Source organism: Hydrogenophaga sp., from assembly GCF_030656115.1.
Classification (GTDB): Bacteria; Pseudomonadota; Gammaproteobacteria; order Burkholderiales; family Burkholderiaceae_C; genus Hydrogenophaga.
Genome location: NZ_JAUSOO010000080.1, coordinates 25,682 through 41,949 on the forward strand (window position 1 = coordinate 25,682; position 16,268 = coordinate 41,949).

Sequence of the window (16,268 nt, forward strand, 5' to 3'; positions counted from 1 at the left end):
ACAAAACAGACCGCCTCGCCGTCGGGACTGACCACAGCCAGCACCCGGCCAGCCAGACCGTCGATCGAAGATTTTAGCCGTGAGTCCTGGGCCTGCTGCTGCTGGGGAAAACCGGCGCCCAGCGGCGCGAGGCCAAACCACAGGCCGGCAGAGACCCCGGGGTACAATCCTCGCTCATTTTTTCATCACTGACGGACAAGCTTTGTCCGGAGGGACGCACCACTCCACCCATCCCGCGCGAATTCGATTTTCGACCAGCGCTTACCCTGCCCCTTCATAGGGGGAGTCTCTAGGTCAAGACCACCATGTCTGATTTAAGTCTTCAACTCCAGCAGGCCAGAAGCCAACTCCCGGTTTCCAGCTACTTCAACCAGACGCTTTTTGAGCGCGAACTGGAAACCCTCTTTCAGCGCGGGCCCCGGTATGTGGGGCACGAACTCGCTGTACCCAACGTAGGGGACTACCACGCCCTGCCCCAGGAAGCGGGTGGCCGCGCCTTGGTGCGTACACCGAACGGCGTGGAACTGGTGTCCAACGTATGCCGCCACCGCCAGGCGGTGATGCTCAAGGGCCGAGGCAATCTGAACACCGCCCAGCCTGGCAGCGCAGGCGGCAATATCGTGTGCCCGCTGCACCGCTGGACCTACAGCGGCGGCCAGGGCAGCGCGCCTGCCGGCAACCTGCTGGGCGCACCCCATTTTGCGCAAGACCCCTGCTTGAACCTGAACAACTACAAGCTGCGCACATGGAATGGCCTGCTGTTTGAAGACAACGGCCGTGACATCACCGCCGACCTGGCCCACATGGGCCCGCGTGCGGCGCTGAATTTTGACGGCATGGTGCTGGACCATGTGGAACTGCACACTTGCAACTACAACTGGAAGACCTTCATCGAGGTCTATCTGGAGGACTACCACGTCGGTCCGTTCCACCCGGGCCTGGGCAACTTTGTGACCTGCGACGACCTGCGCTGGGAATTCAAGCCCGAATACTCGGTGCAAACCGTGGGCGCAGCCAACCTGCTGGGCAAGGCGGGCAGCCCGGTGTACCAACGCTGGCAGCAGCAGCTGATGCAGTACCGACAGGGCCAGATGCCCGAACACGGCGCCATCTGGCTCACCTACTACCCGCACATCATGGTGGAGTGGTACCCACATGTGCTGACGGTTTCGACCCTGTTCCCCCTCAGCGTGGACAAGACGCTGAACATGGTGGAGTTCTATTACCCCGAAGAAATTGCGGCCTTTGAGCGCGAATTTGTGGAGGCCCAACGCGCGGCCTACATGGAAACCTGCATCGAAGACGACGAAATCGCCGAGCGCATGGACGCTGGGCGCCAAGCGCTGCTCGCGCGTGGCGACAACGAAGTCGGCCCCTACCAGAGCCCCATGGAAGACGGCATGCAGCATTTTCACGAGTGGTACCGGCGCCAGATGCGCGGCGCTGCCCTGGACTGAATCGAGCCCGTCCATCACCGCCAGCAACCCCCTTCACCGCACCAGCGCCTGAACCATGCAGGCGCTCTGGATGCTGCTCGCGTCGCTGTTTTTTGCCACCATGGGGGTGTGCATCAAGTTCGCATCCGAGCACTTCAACAGTTTTGAGATCGTGTGCTACCGGGGCATGGTTGGGGTTGTCTTTCTGATCGGAATGACCCGCGTGCGGGGCGTTTCTTTGCGCACCAGCGTGCCCATGATGCATTTCTGGAGGAGCGTGGTGGGCGTCACCGCGCTCACGTCCTGGTTCTACGCCATTGCCGCCCTGCCGTTGGCCACGGCCGTCACGCTCAATTACATGAGCAGTGTGTGGATTGCGGCCTTTTTGCTGGGCGGCGCGCTGCTGGTGCAGGGCCGCAACGCGCCCATCAAACAGCAAGGGCCGCTGTTTCTGGCGGTACTGGCCGGTTTTGGCGGGGTGGCCATGATGCTGCGCCCGACCCTGAACGAAGACCAGTTTGTGGGTGCCTTCGTGGGCTTGCTGTCGGGCATTTTTTCGGCCTTTGCCTACCTGCAGGTGGCCGCCCTGTCGCGCGCGGGTGAGCCCGAAAGCCGCACCGTATTTTATTTTTCCATCGGTGCGGTGCTGGCCGGGGCGCTGGGCATGGTGTTCGTGGGTGCCAGCGCATGGCACTGGCCCAGCGCGCTGTGGCTGCTGCCCATTGGCTTGCTGGCGGTGTTGGGCCAACTGTGCATGACGCGCGCCTACGCCAGCGGCGCCACGCTGGTGGTGGCCAACCTGCAATATTCGGGCATTGTGTTTGCGGGCATTTACAGTCTGACCATTTTTGGCGACCAACTGCCGCTGATCGGCTGGCTGGGCATGGGCTTGATCATCGTCAGCGGCATCACCGCCACCGTGCTGCGCGCCCGAGCGGTACCGCATGCGCCCGTCGAAGAGCATTGACACACCAGAACGGACTCAGGACTCACGCCCACGCTCAACCCCCTGCCCAACCCCATGCCCATGCACACCACCCTCATCTCTGCCGCCGATCTGAAACAGCTGCTCAACGCCGCCACGCCTGTGCAGGTGTACGACTGCAGCGCCGACCTGATGAACCCCGCCACTGGCCGGGCGCAATACGAGGCCGAACACATACCCGGTGCGTGTTTCGTGGGTCTGGACGAGCACCTGAGCGACAAAACCAGCCGCGCCAGCGGCGGGCGCCACCCGTTGCCCTCGCGCGAACGATTCGCCACCTGGCTGGGCCGCACCGGCCTCACATCGTCCCACACCCAGGTGGTGGTGTACGACCGGCAAAACGCCAACTACTGCGGCCGCCTGTGGTGGATGCTGAAGTGGTGCGGGCACGACAACGTGGCCGTGCTCGATGGCGGTTGGGCTGCTTGGCAGTCTTTGGGGGCTTCGGTTGAAAACGGCGCTGGTCCCACACTGGCAGCAGAAGCCCCGGCCTACCCGCTGAGTACAGCGCGCGCCACCATGGTCGACACCACCACCATTGCGCAACGCCTGGGCAACCCCGGCCTGACCTTGATCGATGCCCGTGCAGCGGCCCGGTTTCGGGGCGAAGTAGAGCCGCTGGACCCGGTGGCTGGCCACATTCCTGGCGCTCTGAACCGACCCTTCACCGAGAACATCGGCCCCGACGGCCGCTTCAAACCCGCAGCCCAATTGCGAGCCGAATTCGAACAGCTGCTGGCGGGTCGCGACCTGGCCAGCGTGGTGCACCACTGCGGCAGCGGCGTCAGCGCCATTCCCAACCTGCTGGCCATGGAAGTGGCCGGTTTGGGCCGCACCGCGCTCTACCCCGGCAGTTGGAGCGAGTGGTGCAACACGCCTGGCGTGCCGTGTGCGGTGGGTTGACATCGACAGCACACCCACAGCGACGCCCACGGTGCCCAGATCGGTAGCCGGAGCTTCCAGCTCCGGTTCCTCTGACACTCTGGAGCGGGAAGCTCCAGCGACTTCGCTTGCTCAGTGCGCGTGCGCCAGGCGGCTGACCACCGTCACCAACCCAATCCCCACCAACAACCAAGCCACCTGGGCCGCTGTCTCGCGCAGGCTCAGCCGCTTTTGCAGTTGCGGAATCAAATCCGCCAGCGCCACATAGACAAAACTGCTGGATGCCGCCACCAGGAAATAAGGCAAAAACTGGTCCAGCGTTGAGAGCAAAAAGTAGCCCACCAAGCCGCCAATGGCGGTGACGGTGCCGGCCAGCGACACCTTCACCAGCGCGGCACGCGAGGTGCCCGAGGTGTGCCGCAGCACCACCAAATCGCCCATGTGGTGTGGCACCTCGTGCGCCAGCACCGCCAACGAAGCTACCACCCCCAGCTTCATATCGGCCATGAAGGCCGATGCAATCAGAATGCCGTCGCCAAAAGCGTGCACGCTGTCGCCAGCGAGCACCGCCCAGCCCCCCGAACGCGGCCCATGGTGGTGGTGGCCGCCCCCATGGGCTGCCGCGCTGGCGTGGCTGTGGTGGGAATGGCCGTGCCCGTGAACAGGCTCATGTGCAGGCTCGGCGTCCTGGTGGTGCTCGTGCCCGTGGTGCCACAGCTCGGCCTTGTCGAGCAAAAAGAAAAACACCAACCCCGCCAGCAACATGGAAAACAGCTCGTGCGCGCTGGCCTGACTCTCAAAAGCCTCCGGCAACAGGTGCATGAAGGCGGTGGCCATCAGCGCACCCGCGGCCAGGCTCAGCATGTGCTGCGTGTAACGCGCCAGCATGGCCAAGCCGAGCAAGGCGGCCAGCCACACACTGCCCACACCCGCCAGAATGGTGCCCACCAGAATCGCTAACAAAGTCATCTTGTTCTGCTCAATTCGCCAGAGGAAAAATTCCACCACACGGTGCCACCGCAACAAAAAAGCCGCTTTTCAGCGGCCCGTGTTGGCTCAAACACCTACGCCACACCGTGTTGCTTGAACCAGGCCAGCAACCGCTTCCAGCCGTCTTCGGCGGCTTCCTGGCGGAAACTGGGCCTGTAATCGGCATGGAACGCGTGCGGTGCGTCGGGGTACACCACGAAGGTGGACGCCTTGGCCGCTGCGTTGCCCGCCGCCAACGCCGTCTTCATCTTATCCACCGTGTCCAACGGAATGCCGGTGTCGGCCGCGCCGTACAAACCCAGCACCGGCCCATGCAGCCCCGCAGCCACGTCCACCGGGTGCCTGGGGTTGAGTTCACTGGTCTGGCCCACCAACCGGCCGTACCAAGCCACACCCGCCTTCACCGCCGGGTTGTGTGCGGCGTACAACCAAGTTTGGCGTCCACCCCAGCAAAACCCGGTCACACCCAGTTTGCGGGCATCACCGCCGTGGGCTGCAGCCCATTTCACGGTGGCGTCCAGGTCGGCCAAGACTTGCGCGTCGGGCACTTTGGAAATCACCTCGGCGATCAGCTTGGCCATTTCACCGTAGCTCTGGGCGTCGCCCTGGCGCACAAACAGCTCGGGGGCAATGGCCATGTAGCCGGCCCGGGCAAAGCGCCGCGCCGTGTCGGCAATGTACTCGTGTACGCCAAAAATTTCGGACAGCACCAGCACCACCGGCAAACCGGTTTTGCCTGCGGGCGCAGCCCGGTAGGCCGGCATGGCGTAGCCGTTCACGTCGATCATCACCTCGCCCGTGGTCAGGCCATCGGCCGGGGTTTTGATGGCGGTTTGGGCCATGACAGGCAAGGCTGCGGCGGCGTAACCCACACCCAGCGCGGCTTTCAGCGCGGTGCGGCGTGTGGCGCCCTGCTCGGTGGATTGGCCGGGCAACAGCGCGCCGAGGTCTTGGATCTGCGATTCGTTGAGCATGGAGCGTCTCCTGGTCGGGTTGAGGAAGAAAAAGCAGGACTTGCGCAAAACCGTCAGGGCTAAGCGCAAAGCCGCAGACAGTACACCCGGTACGGCAAGGCTTTGCAACAACGCCATCGCGGTTGTGCACAAGTCCTGGAACGATTATTTCCACATGGACAAAGTTCTGCCCTGTGTGGGAATGGTGCGCTCGTGCAGGCCGTCTGGCCGATCGCGGGCACCCCCATGTTCAGCCTCTCAGCGCTTAGCTGCCAGCAAACGCCCGTTCAATCACAAATTCCCCAGGGCGGCTGGTGCTGCCTTCTTCAAAACCGTATTTTTCAGCCAGACCTTTCAGATCGCGCAGCATTTCGGGGCTGCCGCAGATCATGATGCGGTCTTCAGTCCGGTTGAGCTGGGGCAGGCCCAGGTCTTTGGCCAGCGTGCCGTTTTCAATGAGCGTGGGAATGCGGCCCTGGTGCACAAAGGGCTCGCGGGTCACCGTGGGGTAATACAGAAACTTCTGCGCCACCATTTCGCCCAGAAACTCGTCCTGCTTCAGGGTTTCTGACAGCAGCTCACGGTAAGCCAGTTCTTTCACCTCGCGCACGCCGTGCACCAGCACCACTTGCTCAAAGCGCTCGTAGGTTTCGGGGTCGCGGATCACGCTCAGGAACGGCGCCAGACCGGTGCCGGTGGCAAACATGTACAGGCGCTTGGCGGGCAACAGGTAGTCGATCAGCAGCGTGCCCGTGGGTTTGCGTCCCACCAGCACGGTGTCACCCACCTGGATGTGCTGCAGTTGCGAGGTGAGCGGGCCGTCGGGCACCTTGATGCTCAGAAACTCCAGATGCTCCGCGTAATTGGGGCTGGCAATGCTGTAAGCGCGCACCAGCGGCTTGCCGTTGATGCGCAGGCCAATCATGGTGAAGTGGCCGTTGGAAAAACGCAGGGACGAACCCCGGGTGGTGGTGAAGCTGAACAGGCGGTCGGTCCAGTGGTGAACGCTCAACACGCGCTCTTCGTCAAATGCACTCATGGGGTCCGGGAGGTTGGTGAGAAAACAGGATGCGGGCCGTGCACACGGCGGCTGCCGCGCAGGGTCCTGATGCAGTGAATGCCGCAAGCCACCCCTGATCGGCAACTCTGGGGCATCCCTGAATTGTAAAACGTGTGGAAACCGTGCCACCGGCACCCCCATGAACGCGGCACCCCTGCCCGCGCTCCCACCCAACAAAAGTGCCCTATGGAACCGATAAAAATGATCGAATGGTCTTTTTCAATAGGTTTTGACAAACTACTCCACACAGACGATTGAACGCATCCCACCAAGGCAAGGAGCACAACACCATGGCAACACTCATCAGACACGTTCGCCCTGTCTGGGCACAAATACAGCGCTTTGAACGGCCTGTGCCACCGCACGCCTTGTTGCACAGCCTGCTGGCGCTGGGCGCTGGCCTGCTGCTGATGGCGGGGGTGGTGTCGCTCAGCACGTTCTGGGCACCCACCCGCGCCTGGTGGGACGCCGCCCACAACGGCAGCGCCATGGCCGCAGGCGTACAGGCTTCGTTGATCGCGGCACTGGCCACCGCCGTGGGTGCGTTGCCGGTGTTTCTGGTGCAGCGCGTGAGCAAGCTGCAAGAAGCGGCGCTGATGTCGTTTTCTGCCGGGGTGATGCTGGCTGCCGCCATTTTTGCGCTGCTGTTGCCTTCGCTGGCCGCTGGCCAGGCCTTGCTGGAGGGTGCTCCCGGCAGCGCCACCGGTGCGGCCGCACTCAGCGGTGTGGGCCTGGCGCTGGGCATGGGCCTCATGCTGGCCATTGACCGCTTCACACCGCACGAACACGCGGTGTTGCCGCCCGCAGCCCCAGGCCATGCCGGTCAGTGGTCCACCGCCGGCGCGGTGGACCAGGCCGCCGCGCAGCGTGCCTGGCTCATGGTGTTGGCCATCCTCATTCACAACGTGCCCGAAGGCCTGGCGGTGGGTGCCGCTTATTCCGGCGCTGCCTTGGGCGTTGAGACCGGTGGTACGGCGCAAGCCGGCGCCTCGGTGGCGCTGGCCATTGGCCTGCAAAACATGCCCGAGGGCCTGATTGTGGCCATGGCCCTGCGCACGCTGGGCCGCAGCGCGGGCCAGGCCTGGGGCGTGGCCGCCCTCACCGGGCTGGCCGAGCCGCTGGGCGCCATCCTGGGCCTGTGGGTGCTGGGCAGCGTGCCGGCGCTTTACCCAGTTGGGCTGGCGCTGGCGGCGGGTGCCATGCTGTTTGTGGTCAGCCACGAGATCATTCCCGAAACGCACCGCAACGGGTTTGAAACCCTGGCCACATCCACCCTGCTGGGTGGCTTCATCTTTATGCTCTTGCTCGACGCGGCTCTGGGCAGCTGAATGACCGCAGCTTGACGCCTCGCTGGTCGGAGGTAGGATGCGCCCATGAACGTACACATTCGCTTTCTGGGTGCGGCCGGCACCGTCACCGGCTCCAAATACCTGGTCGAGCATGGCGGCCACAGCGTGCTGGTGGACTGCGGCCTGTTTCAGGGTTACAAGCAGTTGCGCTTGCGCAACCGCGACCCGCTGCCGGTGATGCCCAACCACATCAACGCGGTGGTCTTGACCCACGCCCACCTGGACCACAGCGGCTACTTGCCCGTGCTGGCCAAAGAAGGCTTTCACGGCAAGGTGTGGGCCACGCCCGCCACGCGCGATCTGGCCAAGATACTGTTGCCCGACAGCGGCCACATTCAGGAAGAAGACGCCGCGTTTGCCAACCGCCACGGTTTTTCCAAACACGCGCCTGCCCTGCCGCTGTACACCGAAGACGACGCCCATGAAAGCCTGAAGCTCTTCAAGACCGTGCCCATGGGCCAAAGCTTTGAACCTGTGCGCGGCTGGACGGCCCAGTTCTTCGGTGCCGGGCACATTTTGGGCGCGGCCAGCCTGCTGCTGGAAGTGGGCGGGCGGCGCATCCTGTTTTCAGGCGACCTGGGCCGCCCCGACGACATGCTGATGAAGCCCCCTGAAAGGCCTCCAGCGGCCGACGTGGTGGTGATCGAGTCCACCTACGGCGACCGCGAACACCCCGAAGAAGACGTGCTGGCCGAACTGGGGCCGGCCCTGCAGCGCGTGGCCGCACGCGGCGGCACCGCCGTCATTCCTGTGTTTGCTGTGGGCCGCGCCCAAGAGCTGTTGCACGCCATTGCCCTGCTCAAAGCCCATGGTGTGCTGCCGCACAGCCTGCCCATTTACCTGGACAGCCCCATGGCCATCCACAGCACCGACCTGTTTTCGCAACACTTGGGCGAACACCGGCTCAGCGCGGCCCAGTGCGAAACCATGGAGCGCGTGGCCAAAATGACGCGCTCGGTTGAAGAATCCAAGGCCATTGCCCTGCAACACGGGCCCAAAGTGGTGCTCTCGGCCAGTGGCATGGCCACCGGCGGGCGCGTGCTGCACCACCTGGCCCAGTACCTCGGGCACCACCGCAACATGGTCGTGCTGGCCGGTTATCAGGCGCCTGGCACCCGTGGCGCCACGCTGGCCGGGGTTGCCAGCCAGGAAGGCGGCACGCGTGGCGCACCGGCTCCCCACAGCCACCTGCGCATCCACGGGCAAGACATTCCCGTGCGCGCCGAAGTGGTGCAACTCGGCTCGGCCTCCGCCCACGCCGATGCCAGCCAACTCATCGACTGGCTGCGCGCCCTGCCCACACCACCGCACCGCGTATTCGTGACACACGGCGACATGGACGCGTCGGACCGGCTGCGCCACCGCATTGAGACCGAACTGCGCTGGTCAGCGCGGGTGCCCGAACACGGCAGCACCTGGGGTGTTTGACCGGCCGCTTCGAGCGTGCCTGACAATGCAACGAATGAAGACAACCGCTGCCATCCCCACCCTCTTGACCGCCTGCCTGCTGCTGGCCACCCCAGCCAGGGCCCAGGCCCCCAACGCCGAATTCGACGCCTGCCTGAACAACCTGCGCGCACCCGCCCGGGCTGCAGGCGTGCAAGACGCCACCTTTGCCCAGCACACCCAGGGCCTCGCGCCCGACATGAGCGTGATCGACAAGCTGAACTTTCAGCCCGAATTCCGCATGCCCATCTGGGACTACCTGGCCGGCCTGGTGGACGAAGAGCGCGTGTCCGAAGGCCAGGCGCTGCTGGCGCAACACGCCGACACGCTGGCGCGCGTGCAACAGCGCTACGGCGTGGACCCGGCCACCGTGGTGGCGGTGTGGGGCGTGGAAAGCAATTTCGGCCAAACCTTTGGCAAATACCCGCTGGTGCAAGCGCTGGGCACGCTGTCGTGTTTTGGTCGGCGCCAGGCCTTTTTTCGGGGCGAGTTTTACGCCACGCTGCGCATCTTGCAGGCTGGGCACATCGCACCCGAGCGGCTGGTGGGCTCGTGGGCCGGCGCTTTCGGCCACACCCAGTTCATGCCCACCACCTTCGAGCGGCTGGCTGTGGACTTTGACGGCGACGGCAAGCGCGACCTGATGGACAGCACCGCCGACGCCTTGGCGTCCACCGCCAATTTCCTGGCCAAAGCCGGCTGGCAAACCGGGCAGTCCTGGGGCTTTGAAGTGCAGCTGCCTGCCGACTTGAGCACCAGCGGCGAAGGCCGACGCAGCAAACGCCCCATGGCCGAATGGACTGCACGCGGCCTGCGCAAGGTAGATGGCGCGCCACTGCCCAATGGCCTCGGATCGGCCGGGCTCATGACCCCCGCAGGCCCACAAGGCCCGGCGTTTCTGGTGCTGCGCAACTTCGACGCGCTCTACAGCTACAACGCCGCCGAGAGCTACGGCCTGGCCATTGCCCACCTGAGCGACCGCCTGCGCGGCGCCAGCCCCTTCAGCACCGCCTGGCCCACCGACGATCCCGGCATTTCGCGCGCCGCGCGCCGCGAACTGCAAGGCCTGCTGATTTTGCGCGGGCACGACATTGGCGAGGTAGATGGCATGCTGGGCGACAAAAGCCGTGCCGCCATTCGCATCGAACAAGCGCGGCTGGGGCACGAAGTGAACGGGCGCGGCGGGTTGAAGTTGCTGCGGGCGCTGCGTGGGTGGTGATGCTGCGGGCCCATTCGGAGCTTTTCAGCTCTTTTCTTTGAGCGCTGGCACGTAGGGAATAAACCCTTTGTCGAATGCGATTTGTTGCACTTCTAGGGGCATGCGGCGCACATCCACCATGAAGCCGTTGACTTCCAGCATCCAGAGCATAGGGTTTTGCTCCATCCGGCTCGGCAGCGTCCAGTCGGACGACATGGGATGCATGCCGAGGGCTTCTCGCACTTCTTTGGATTTGCTGGAGCCGTTGCTGCTGGAGATGCCGAAGTGATCAAACAGATCGGCGGCTTTGCAGTGCGGGGTTTGCGTGGAGTCGAACAAAAAATTGACCGTGCCCAAGGCGTGCAACACCGCAGCGGCCCAGGTGGGTTCGCGGCTTTTGAGCAGGGGCGAGGGCCGCTTGCGGCTGAGCGCGGCCAGCACCAGGCGGGCCAGGTCGCGGTATTCGCCGTTCAGGTGCTGGGCACAAAACCCATCGGTGAGCTGGGCAATGGCATCGAACTTGGCCTGCATGGCGGCAGGCACGCGGGTAGACGGGGTGGTCATGGCGGTGCACGGTGAAACAGGAGGTTGGCAAATGAATGAGCGGCTGTCAGCGCCCGTCACACCCAGCCGAACTGCGCCCGCACATCGCGCGCGGTCAGGTTCACTGGTGCGGTGGGGGCGGCGGTGTATTGGCGCAGGTTGGGTGCACGCACGCCACCGGCGTTTTGGCCCAGCACGGCCACGGCTTTGATGCGCCAGCCGCGCTCGCGCAGTGCGGCCACGTAGGCTTGGGCGTCGGGGTATTCGAGGGTGTCGGTTTTGTGGGCCTCGGGCGAGAGGCAGAACAACACGGCTTCGGCACGGGCTCGGGTCACTTCCGCCACGTACTGTTCCACCGTTACCCGCGTGTCTTGCAGGGTGCCGACACGGGCATAGAAGCGCAGCGGTTTTTTGCTGCCTTGGAGTTGGATGTCGCGCACGCTGCGGTTGAAGCAACCGGTGAGGCTGCGCACCAGCGAGGCTTTGCGGGTGTTGCTGTTGCCGATGATGATGTAAGCGTCCATGGGGTGTTTCAGGCCTTCGCGTCAGAGTTTCACCGCCGTGCCGCTCACGGCCACCATCATCATGCCGTTGGTCTCGCCCAGCACTTCGTAGTCGAAGTCGATGCCAATGACGCCGTTGGCGCCCATCTCTTTGGCGGCCTCCACCAGGCTTTCCATAGCGGCATCACGGGCACCGCTCAGGGCGCGCTCATAGCCACTGGCCCGGCCACCCACCACATCGCGCACCGAGGCGAACATGTCGCGAAAAATATTGGCGCCGATGATGGCTTCGCCGTTGACCACGCCCAGGTACTGGCTCTGCGCGATGCCGTCGGGGGTGGTGGTGCTGAGGAAAAATTTGTCGGTGCTTTTGGAAAACCAGCCCATGGTGATCGCCTCGGTTGCGCACCGCCTGTTGGGTGCGGGTTCATTGTGCCAGCGGGTGCGATCCATCCCCGAGCAAGGCACGAAGCATCTGCAAGAGCACGGGAATGTCGTCTGTGGCGGTGCGTCAGAGCACATTCAGATCCACATCAAAGTCTGCGTGAATCAGGCGGTTGCGAATATCTACCGCTTCACGCCAAGGAATGCCGGGCGCCATTTGCCGTGTTTCGGCAGACACTTTGCCCGCTGCCTCGCCAATGATTTCAATGGCACGAACCAACGCGAAGCACAGCATTTCATCCTGATCAAGGTTGGCGCGCTCTTTTTCGTGCACAAACCGTGTGACAGACAAGCAAGCGTCGCGCATGTGCATGATGCGAATGCGGTCTTCAGGCCGCATATTGCACCTGGGCACTTTCAATAACTTCTTGCCGAAAATACCGCGACAAATCGCCTGCGGTGCGCAAGTCCACGGTTTGGCCGAGCATGGCGCTGAGCTGTGCCTGCATGCGCACCATGCCAAACAGAGATGGCGTGTGTTCGGGTTCGAACTCCACCAACAAGTCCACATCGCTGTCGGGGCGCTGCGAGCCCTTGAGCCGGGAACCAAACAGCGACAGGCGCCGAACATGGTGTTGTCGGCAAAAGTCGCGAAGCACTGGGTCGGGCAGATTCAACATGCATTCATGATAGCCCGGGCATGCTGTGCGCTGCGCTCAACTCACCACAAAGCCACCAGCCGCCCGCCCTGCACGCCCCAGGCGTGTTGCGCCATGGCGCGGGCTTCGTGTTCGTCGTGGGTGACCAAAATGGCCGACATGCCAGCGGCCTGGATGCGTTCGCGGAATTCGGCGCGCAGTTGCTCGCGCAAGCTGGCATCCAGCGCGGAAAAGGGTTCGTCCAGCAGCAGCACACGCGGGCGGGTGATGAGGGCGCGGGCCAGGGCCACGCGCTGTTGCTCGCCGCCGGAGAGTGTCCAGACCCGGGCCGTGGCGTGGTCGGCCAGGCCAAAACGGGCCAGCATGTCGCGGGCTTGTTCGCGGGCGGCGGCCTTGCCCACGCCCTGTTCGCGCAGGCCAAAGGCCACGTTGTCTTGCACGTTCAGGTGCGGGAACAGCGCAAAGTCTTGAAACATGAGGGCAAAGCGGCGCTGTTCGGGCGGCTGGTGGGTGATGTCTTGGCCCTCAAACCACACGCTGCCGCGCTCAGCCGCCTCCAGCCCGGCCACGATTTTGAGCAGTGTGCTTTTGCCGCTGCCCGACGCGCCCAGCAGGGCCACGGTTTCGCCGCTGTTCACCTTCAGGTTCACGCCGTCGAGCAGCGGGCGGTGGTCCCATTGTTTGGCGATGTCGCGCAGTTCAAGCATGGGGCAGTTTGTCCTTGTTGCCCTCAATACCGGCAAAGGCCAGCAGCGCCAGCGCCATGAGCAGGCAGGCCAGCACCAGCGCGGCATCGAGGTTGCCCGCGCCGGGGCGGCCCAGGCGTTGGTAAATGAGGGTGGTGAGGGTGGTCCATTCGGGCCTCGACAAAAACAGCGACACCGCAAATTCGCCCAGCGCGGTGGCCGCTGCAAAGGCCATGCCCCGGCGCAGCGCGCCCGACACCAGCGGCAGCGTGACGCGCCAAAACACCCGCCAGTGGCTCGCGCCCAGCGTGGCCGCGGCTTGGGCGTAGCTGGCGGGCAGGTTGTCCAGCGCGGTACTGAGCGACTTGGCCACAAACGGGTAGGCCAGCAGCGCGTAAGCCGACACCAGCAGGCCCAGGCTGGCGGTCCACTGCGGGTACAGCAGCAGCAAGCCAAACCCCACCGTGACCGGCGACACCATAAACGGCAAAAAAGCCGCTGCCCGCCAACCCAGGGCCAGCAAACCCCGGGCGCTGTGGGCACCGTGGGCGGCCCCGGCCACGTCCAGCGCCCGCACCGCCAGCGCGTGGCACAGGCCCAGCGCGGTGGCCAGCGCCAGCGCCAGGGCGGAAAAGCGCAGCGTGTTCCACAGGGCTTGGGCGGTTTCGGGCTCCAGCAGCACCGCCCCGCCCTGCCCCCACAGCAGCGCCCGCGCCGCCTGCCCCACGATGGCCAGCAAGGGCGCGGCGCACACCAGCCCCAGCACGGCCCAAGTACCCACCACCGCAGCCCACGGGCCCCGCCCTTGCGGACGCTGGCGGGCCACCGGCGTGGTGCGTCCAGGCGCGGCCAGCCGCTTTTCCATCCAGGCATACGCCAGCGCCACGGCACCGGTGAGCAGCAGCATCCACACCGCCAGCACACCGGCTTGGCCCAGTTCCAGCTCGTGCGCTACCAGGGTGTAAATCTCCACCTCCACCGTGGCGTAGCGCTGTCCGCCCAACATGAGCGCCAGGCCAAAACCCGAAAAGCAGTACAAAAAGACGAGGCACAGCGCCGACGCCATCCAGGGCGCGACAGCGGGCCATTCCACCCGCCAAAAAGCCCGCCAGGGCGTGGCCCCCAGGCTGCGGGCAGCGGCGATGCGGGTGGCGCTCACCTGCTCCAGCGCGTCCACACCGGCGCGCACCACCAGGCAGAGGTTGAAAAACAGGTTGCCGTAGAGCAGCAAAAAAGGGCTGTTTTCCAGGTCAACCCCGGCGTTGGCCAGCGGCTCGCCCAGCCAGCCACGCGGGCCCCACAGTGCCAGCACGCCCATGGCGGCCACCAGCGTGGGCACGACGAAAGGCAGCATCAAGGCGCGCAGCAGGGTGGCGCGCCCGGCAAATTCCAGCCGCGCCAGCACCCAGGCCAGCGGCAGACCGAGCAACAAGGCCAGCGCGCAGGTGATGGCGGCCTGCGCAAACGACCACAACAAACGCCAGCGCAGGTGGTCGTCTTGCCACAGCGCCCACCACGACAGGGCCTCGCTCGCGGTGGCGGTGGCCCCCAACCCTTCGGCCAGCAGCCGCACCACGGGCGCGGCCAACACCAGCGCCAAAAAAACCAGCGGCACGGCGGGGAGCAGCCAGCGCATGGGCCGGGGTGGCGCGGTTTTCATGGGGTGGCGCGGCGGTGTAAACGGGCGGGATGCGCCGTCTCACGCGTGCCCCCACCCCAACATTCCCCCAGCGGGGGAAGGAGCCATTCGGGGACAGCCCACTCTGCGCTTTGGGGATTGGCTCCCTCCCCCGCTGGGGGAGGGCTGGGGTGGGGGCGCTCCCGGATTGGGGTGGGCGAAACGCGATACGGCATGCCGTTGGCCTAAAGGCCCAACCGCCTTACTTCAACACCACCTTCGTCCAGCGCTGCAACCAGGCTTTGCTTTGTGCCATCTGGGCGGCTGGGGGGTTGTCGAAGCGGGTGGGTTCGCTGGCGTGTTGTTGCATCACATCCACCCGCGCCGCACCGGCCTCGGCGGGAAACATCCACATGCTGGTTTGCAAGGCTTGCTGCACCGGGGCCGAGCGCATGAATTCGATGAACCGGCCAGCGGCCTCGCGCGCGGCGGGGTTGCCGCCTTTCACCAAAGCCACGCCCTCCACCTGACGGAACACGCCGCCTTTTAAAAACAGGTTGGCGGTGGGCGATTCGCTGAGCTTTTCTTTGGCGTAAAACACCTCGGCGGCGGGGCTGCTGGCGTAGCTGACCACGATGGGGCGCGTGCCGCCATTGCGGGTGAAGTCGGTGTAATAGGCCTCGGTCCAGCCCTTGGACACCTTCACGCCGTTGGCGCGCATGCTGGCCCACCAGTCAAATGCGGCTTGTTCGCCCAAACCGGCGATGGTGGCCCACAAAAACGCTTGGCCGGGGCTGGAGGTGGCGGGGTTTTGCACCACCAGCAGCTTGCGGTAGGCGGGCAGGGTCAGGTCTTGCAACGAAGTGGGCAGGGCCAGCTTGTTCTGGGCAAACCAGGCTTTGTCGATGTTGAGGGTGACGTAGCCAACGTCCACCGGCACCACACCGGCCACCACACCGCTGGGGCCTGCGTCTTCGCCCATGCCGGCCGCAGCGGCACGCTGGGCGGCGGGGCCGCTGTAGGCGTCGAGCACGTTGGCGGCCTGTGCGCGCGGCAGCAAGGTGTTGTCGATGCCAAACACCACATCCGCCAGCGGTTTGGCGCGGGTCAGGATGAGTTTGTTGACCATCTCGCCTGCGTCGCCCGCTTTCACGATTTGCAGCTTCACGCCCGCGTCTTTTTCAAACTGGGCCAGCAGCTCTTTGGGCAGGTCAAACGAGCTGTGGGTGAGCACGCGCAGAGGCGTGGCCGGTGCGGTTTGCGCCAGGGTGGCCGTGGCCACGAGTGACAGAGAAAACAGAAGCCCAGAAAAAATCCGCCGTTGCATGCGATGCCGCCTTGTCAAAAAACGCCACGCCGGGCGCCTGAAAAGAACGGACCACAGCACGCGGCGGACCGGCTCATCACGCTCCCTACGCTGGCACAACCCAGATCAGGTGAGAGGGGTATTTCTCAGCCGCCGCTTGCATGGCTGCAAGTTGGGCACCCCCGGTGAAGTGGCGGATTGTAGTCCTGCACGGCTTGGGCTGACCCGCGTGTTACTGTGCGTGGGCCGAACCCGCAAGGGCAAAGCCCA

17 protein-coding genes and 1 riboswitch are annotated in these 16,268 nt (G+C 64.8%); of the genes, 6 read left to right on the plus strand and 11 right to left on the minus strand.

Going from position 1 to position 16,268, the window contains the following annotated elements; translation table 11 throughout:
* Positions 1–305 precede the first annotated feature (305 nt).
* Genes Q7J58_RS11395 through Q7J58_RS11405 form a run of 3 tightly spaced genes read left to right on the plus strand, consistent with a single transcriptional unit; the run spans position 306 to position 3,324 of the window.
* Positions 306–1,457, plus strand: coding sequence for an aromatic ring-hydroxylating dioxygenase subunit alpha (locus Q7J58_RS11395; RefSeq protein WP_304827766.1), 1,152 nt, complete (start codon positions 306–308; stop codon positions 1,455–1,457).
* Between the two features lie 55 nt (positions 1,458–1,512).
* Entirely contained in the window at positions 1,513–2,403 is an 891-nt protein-coding gene (locus Q7J58_RS11400; protein ID WP_304827769.1) for a DMT family transporter, read from the plus strand.
* 60 nt (positions 2,404–2,463) lie between these two features.
* Positions 2,464–3,324 carry a sulfurtransferase gene (locus Q7J58_RS11405; RefSeq protein WP_304828018.1) on the plus strand — a complete coding sequence of 287 codons (861 nt, stop codon included), beginning with the start codon at positions 2,464–2,466 and terminating at the stop codon, positions 3,322–3,324.
* Positions 3,325–3,435: 111 nt separating this feature from the next.
* Here Q7J58_RS11405 and Q7J58_RS11410 read toward each other — a convergent pair whose 3' ends face one another.
* The 3 genes from Q7J58_RS11410 to Q7J58_RS11420 all read right to left on the minus strand — a co-directional run bounded on the left by Q7J58_RS11410 (position 3,436) and on the right by Q7J58_RS11420 (position 6,285).
* A complete protein-coding gene (locus tag Q7J58_RS11410) occupies positions 3,436–4,272 on the minus strand; it encodes a ZIP family metal transporter (RefSeq protein WP_304827772.1) in 837 nt (278 codons plus the stop codon).
* 95 nt (positions 4,273–4,367) lie between these two features.
* Positions 4,368–5,267 carry a dienelactone hydrolase family protein gene (locus tag Q7J58_RS11415; protein ID WP_304827775.1) on the minus strand — a complete coding sequence of 300 codons (900 nt, stop codon included), beginning with the start codon at positions 5,265–5,267 and terminating at the stop codon, positions 4,368–4,370.
* Between the two features lie 244 nt (positions 5,268–5,511).
* Positions 5,512–6,285, minus strand: a complete 774-nt coding sequence (locus Q7J58_RS11420) for a ferredoxin--NADP reductase (protein WP_304827778.1) — start codon at positions 6,283–6,285, stop codon at positions 5,512–5,514.
* 311 nt (positions 6,286–6,596) lie between these two features.
* Between Q7J58_RS11420 and Q7J58_RS11425 the strand changes: the two genes are divergently transcribed.
* From Q7J58_RS11425 to Q7J58_RS11435, 3 genes are read left to right on the plus strand one after another with little or no spacing between them, the layout of a single operon-like run.
* Entirely contained in the window at positions 6,597–7,634 is a 1,038-nt protein-coding gene (locus tag Q7J58_RS11425; RefSeq protein WP_304827781.1) for a ZIP family metal transporter, read from the plus strand.
* A gap of 45 nt (positions 7,635–7,679) precedes the next feature.
* On the plus strand, positions 7,680–9,083 hold the full coding sequence (locus Q7J58_RS11430; protein ID WP_304827784.1) for an MBL fold metallo-hydrolase: 1,404 nt from the start codon (positions 7,680–7,682) through the stop codon (positions 9,081–9,083).
* A 34-nt stretch (positions 9,084–9,117) separates the two neighbouring features.
* Positions 9,118–10,320 (plus strand): lytic murein transglycosylase, encoded by a 1,203-nt coding sequence (locus Q7J58_RS11435; protein ID WP_304827787.1) that lies wholly within the window; start codon positions 9,118–9,120, stop codon positions 10,318–10,320.
* 24 nt (positions 10,321–10,344) lie between these two features.
* Here Q7J58_RS11435 and Q7J58_RS11440 read toward each other — a convergent pair whose 3' ends face one another.
* The 8 genes from Q7J58_RS11440 to Q7J58_RS11475 all read right to left on the minus strand — a co-directional run bounded on the left by Q7J58_RS11440 (position 10,345) and on the right by Q7J58_RS11475 (position 15,974).
* Entirely contained in the window at positions 10,345–10,863 is a 519-nt protein-coding gene (locus tag Q7J58_RS11440) for a DUF6398 domain-containing protein (RefSeq protein ID WP_304827790.1), read from the minus strand.
* 56 nt (positions 10,864–10,919) lie between these two features.
* Positions 10,920–11,366 carry a hypothetical protein gene (locus Q7J58_RS11445; protein WP_304827793.1) on the minus strand — a complete coding sequence of 149 codons (447 nt, stop codon included), beginning with the start codon at positions 11,364–11,366 and terminating at the stop codon, positions 10,920–10,922.
* A 21-nt stretch (positions 11,367–11,387) separates the two neighbouring features.
* Positions 11,388–11,732 carry a heavy metal-binding domain-containing protein gene (locus Q7J58_RS11450; RefSeq protein ID WP_304827796.1) on the minus strand — a complete coding sequence of 115 codons (345 nt, stop codon included), beginning with the start codon at positions 11,730–11,732 and terminating at the stop codon, positions 11,388–11,390.
* Positions 11,733–11,856: 124 nt separating this feature from the next.
* On the minus strand, positions 11,857–12,129 hold the full coding sequence (locus Q7J58_RS11455; protein WP_304827799.1) for a HepT-like ribonuclease domain-containing protein: 273 nt from the start codon (positions 12,127–12,129) through the stop codon (positions 11,857–11,859).
* Positions 12,119–12,409, minus strand: a complete 291-nt coding sequence (locus Q7J58_RS11460; RefSeq protein ID WP_304827802.1) for a nucleotidyltransferase family protein — start codon at positions 12,407–12,409, stop codon at positions 12,119–12,121. The genes Q7J58_RS11455 and Q7J58_RS11460 overlap by 11 nt, the downstream gene beginning before the upstream one ends.
* A 41-nt stretch (positions 12,410–12,450) precedes the next feature.
* Positions 12,451–13,095, minus strand: a complete 645-nt coding sequence (locus Q7J58_RS11465) for an ABC transporter ATP-binding protein (protein ID WP_304827805.1) — start codon at positions 13,093–13,095, stop codon at positions 12,451–12,453.
* Positions 13,088–14,734 (minus strand): iron ABC transporter permease, encoded by a 1,647-nt coding sequence (locus tag Q7J58_RS11470; protein ID WP_304827807.1) that lies wholly within the window; start codon positions 14,732–14,734, stop codon positions 13,088–13,090. The genes Q7J58_RS11465 and Q7J58_RS11470 overlap by 8 nt, the downstream gene beginning before the upstream one ends.
* 220 nt (positions 14,735–14,954) lie before the next feature.
* Positions 14,955–15,974 carry a thiamine ABC transporter substrate-binding protein gene (locus Q7J58_RS11475; RefSeq protein ID WP_304827810.1) on the minus strand — a complete coding sequence of 340 codons (1,020 nt, stop codon included), beginning with the start codon at positions 15,972–15,974 and terminating at the stop codon, positions 14,955–14,957.
* A gap of 109 nt (positions 15,975–16,083) precedes the next feature.
* Positions 16,084–16,192: riboswitch (TPP riboswitch) on the minus strand.
* Positions 16,193–16,268 lie beyond the last annotated feature (76 nt).